The following is a 2816-nucleotide window of genomic DNA, read 5'->3' on the forward strand; positions in this document are numbered from 1 at the left end:
TTCTGGTAGCGGAGTGGCTCACTTTTCGTGTCGCCGCCCCCAGGTTGTCGCCGGCGACAACCTGGGGGCCCTCACCGGCCAACTTGGTTGTCGCGAATCGGCCAAGGGGGTTGACGCGGGACACCCGGGGCCGCTGCGAGTGCTGCGGGGCGGGCTGCTGTTGCTCAGCAACCTCCGCACCAGCAGGCCCTGGAGGTGGACCACACCATCCCCAAAAACCAGGGCGGCTCCGACGCCATCACCAACCTGCAGGCGCTCTGCTTCCGCTGCAATGCAGGCCAGCTACGGCCACCGCGAAGCGGGCAGTGTGTTCTGCGCGCTGGAGGGCAGCGGCCGGGTGCTGCTGGAGAACGAGCTGGCGCGCTGCATCGCCGATGCCTATCCCGTGAGCGAGGGGCACTGCCTGGTGATCCCGCGTCGTCATGTGGCCACGGGCTGGAGCTGCACCAGCCGGCGTGGAACGCCGTGGTGGAGCTGCTGAAGCTGCGGCGGGAGCAGTTCAGTACTGAAGACTCCTCGATCAGCGGCTGGGCTGGTTCTTTGGTTGAAAACCGGGGGCTGAACTCAGGTGAAACGGCGGGGCAGACGGTGTTTCATGCCCATTGGCATCAAATCCCCCGGCGAACAGGTGATGACCAATCCCCCCGCGGAGGCGTTCGGGCGGTCATCAAGGACAAACAGCAGTACTGAACCGTGGCCTGCCCACCGGTCGTGCGGCTGAAGGGGACTGGGGCGGCACGGCCACACCCTGAGCCGGGTTGGCGGCAGCCGCATCACGCCCAAGCCAGAAGGGATCCCATCAGGGGCGATGGCCTGACGGGCCGCCCAAAACCACGAAGCTCCACACGCTCAGGGGCGATCGAGAAGCCTGCCGCACACGTACTTGTGAAGGACACTGCTGATCAGGGTCTGGTAGGGAATGCCCTCCTGCAGGGCACGGGCACGCAAGGCGCCTAGATCCTCACTGGTGAGGCGAATGTTGATGCGCTGATCCTTGGTGGCCGTTGACCTTGCGGAGCCTTCCAGGCGGGAGCGCTCTGCAGCCGTAGCCACCGAACGGAGCGTGCCCGCTTCGAAGGCTTCCAGGATCTCCTGCTCTTCGTGATCAAGGGGGTTCATGGTGCGTCTCCTGGGCGGTAGGCGATGGTGGCTTTGCGGCTGGGAATGATGGTTTTGAGAAAGAGGTGATCGTCGGCCTCGACATAAGGCACCAGATGGACATAGCCGGAGATCAGAACGACAAGAATGCGCTGGCCTGGGTAGCGGGCCTGGTTCGGATGCTCAACGATGTCGAGCAGATCACCGGATTCGATAGCGACCACCACGGCCTCGAAGGAAACTCCTCGTTGAACCTGAAGGACCTCGTTCTTGCCTGAGCTCCAGCGAAAGGGCTTCATGGCAACACCCTAAGACCCTGTGTGCCTTTTGTCATCAGAGGAGCCAGCGGCTTGGTCGAAATTGCTTGCGTGGCCAGCCCTCACCGCTGGGAGAGGGACTGGGGCGGCACAGCCAGACGGGATCCAAGCAGGGGCAGCCTGACGGGCCGCCCAAAGCAAACCTGGCCCGGTCGCCCGGCAGCCGCCACCATCACTCGATGGCCTCCAGCCCCTCTGCTGCCTTCCTCCGCCTGCGCGCGTTCATCGCCGAGCGGATGCGCATGAGCCCCATCCACCAACCGCTCATGCTCATGGAGCTGCTGGGGAGAAGCAGCCCGGCCCCGGCGCAGGACGTGGCCCGGGCAGGCAAACCCTGGGACGCGCATGGCGGCCCGGGTTCACCTTCAACGGCAGCACCACCTATGGCGATGGCCACGACAGCCCGATCAGCGGCTTAGTGAAATACCCCGTTCACCGAATGCGCCCTGCGCCGCACAGATCAGAACGGCAAGGTGGCAGCCACATTGGAGATAGAAGCTGCGGGCTTCCGCGGAGGCGGCATGAACCACGATGCCGCGCACGCCGATCTGTGTGCTGGCCTGCAGCACCCGTTCGAACGCATCGGCGAGCAGGGCGCGAGCGATGCCGCGTCCCTGGACAGTGCGGCAGACCGCCAACCGCGCCAGCACCACCACGGGGATGGGATCGGGCCTGTTGCGCCTGAAACGCCCAGGGGCTGAGGCCACGGCCACCGCGCCGGAGGCCAGAGCCACATACGCCTTGACGATGCCTTCGACGTTGCACACCACGAAGCTTCGGGTCGCACTGCTCTGCTGGTTGGCCAGGGCACGCTGCTGGAGCCAGTGGTTGAGGCCGGAGTCACCGCAGTCAAAGCTGACGGTGCTGTGATGCTGCGCCAGCGGCTGGGGCGCCAGCAGATCCATCAGCGTTACCAGGGCCTCGGTGCCGTCATGGTGCGCTGCAGGCGATCCGTGGGGCTGGGCGGAGCATCGAGCTGGCGGAGAAACTGGTCAAAGTGCTCGGTCGAAACGGCCTGCCAGGCCTGCTGCACCAGCAGCTCACGGGCGGCATTGCGGGCCGCCTGCAGAACGAAGTCGGTTCGGGTGAGGCCGGAGGTACGGACCGCGCGATCAATCAGCGCCTGATCGTCGGGCGTGACCCGCAGATTCCAGCTGAGGCGAGGGGTGGCAGCCACGGATGAACAGCAGGCCTCAAGCCACCCTAGCCCCTCTGGGTAGACGGTGTCTATCCGCATGATCATGGTGCCTATCGACAGGGGCATCACGTTGGGGCCTGACTGACGGACACATCTCAGGTGAGACCGTTATGCGATCCCCATTGGCGCCGTGGGGTGAGGAGGCGGTGGCAGTTCGATCCGCGAGAACCAGGGCCGTTTCTGCCGTCGCCTGACCCTGCGGC

The 2816-nt window shown here is 65.4% G+C and carries 6 protein-coding genes; 2 read left to right on the plus strand and 4 right to left on the minus strand.

What is annotated here, in order from left to right; all coding sequences use genetic code 11:
• The first annotated feature begins 271 nt into the window (after positions 1-271).
• Positions 272-481 carry an HIT family protein gene (locus KBZ33_RS21265; RefSeq protein WP_255012011.1) on the plus strand — a complete coding sequence of 70 codons (210 nt, stop codon included), beginning with the start codon at positions 272-274 and terminating at the stop codon, positions 479-481.
• On the plus strand, positions 466-690 hold the full coding sequence (locus tag KBZ33_RS21270) for an HIT family protein (RefSeq protein WP_255012012.1): 225 nt from the start codon (positions 466-468) through the stop codon (positions 688-690). Before KBZ33_RS21265 ends, KBZ33_RS21270 begins: the two co-directional genes overlap by 16 nt.
• Before the next feature lie 159 nt (positions 691-849).
• On the opposite strand, the gene KBZ33_RS21275 is transcribed toward KBZ33_RS21270, so the two are convergent.
• The 4 genes from KBZ33_RS21275 to KBZ33_RS21290 form a co-directional block, all read right to left on the minus strand.
• Positions 850-1119 (minus strand): hypothetical protein, encoded by a 270-nt coding sequence (locus tag KBZ33_RS21275; protein ID WP_216910903.1) that lies wholly within the window; start codon positions 1117-1119, stop codon positions 850-852.
• Positions 1116-1397, minus strand: a complete 282-nt coding sequence (locus KBZ33_RS21280) for a BrnT family toxin (RefSeq protein ID WP_255012013.1) — start codon at positions 1395-1397, stop codon at positions 1116-1118. Before KBZ33_RS21280 ends, KBZ33_RS21275 begins: the two co-directional genes overlap by 4 nt.
• A gap of 425 nt (positions 1398-1822) precedes the next feature.
• On the minus strand, positions 1823-2320 hold the full coding sequence (locus KBZ33_RS21285) for a GNAT family N-acetyltransferase (protein ID WP_255012014.1): 498 nt from the start codon (positions 2318-2320) through the stop codon (positions 1823-1825).
• Between the two features lie 5 nt (positions 2321-2325).
• Positions 2326-2592, minus strand: coding sequence for a DUF1778 domain-containing protein (locus KBZ33_RS21290; RefSeq protein WP_255012015.1), 267 nt, complete (start codon positions 2590-2592; stop codon positions 2326-2328).
• Positions 2593-2816 lie beyond the last annotated feature (224 nt).

It is taken from the genome of Cyanobium sp. Cruz-8D1, assembly GCF_024345975.1.
GTDB lineage: Bacteria > Cyanobacteriota > Cyanobacteriia > PCC-6307 > Cyanobiaceae > Cyanobium.